The sequence below is a fragment of the Roseovarius halophilus (ex Wu et al. 2025) genome, assembly GCF_047086965.1.
The window spans coordinates 1-407 of record NZ_JBKOTX010000577.1 but is presented as its reverse complement, the minus strand read 5'-3'; the positions used below and the strand labels follow the sequence as shown (position 1 = coordinate 407).

General features: G+C 64.4%; 1 pseudogene. It reads right to left on the bottom strand.

Features of this window, described 5'->3' with window-relative positions:
* A pseudogene (locus ACH107_RS33570) lies at nt 1–348 on the bottom strand (IS3 family transposase); the annotation flags it as partial.
* Nucleotides 349–407 lie beyond the last annotated feature (59 nt).

Below are 407 nucleotides of genomic sequence, written 5' to 3'. Positions count from 1 at the left end.
GGCGTTTGGCCGCGCCTCGACCAGGATCGGGGCACGGGTTCCCACCGCCTTGCGCCGGGCGCGCCGTTTGCGCACCGCCAGCCCTTCTTCGCGGTAGAGGCGATGAATCCGGTTGATCCCTGACAGTTCACCATCTCGGCGCAGCAGCACGAACAGGCGCTGGTATCCGAACCGGCGGCGCTCATTGGCCAGATCGCGCAGCCGCTGGCGCAGTTCCGTCTCGGGTGGCCTTCTGGACTGGTAGCGGATCATCTTGCGATCCGCCCCGACAATCTTGCAGGCCCGCCGCTCCGACAGGCCCAGCTTGACCTGCAGATGCGCAACCGCGTCGCGCTTCACGGGTTCGCCATTGTGCTTGAACCAATGGCGCATCAATGGCTCACCCTACCATTTTTTTGCCAGAAGTT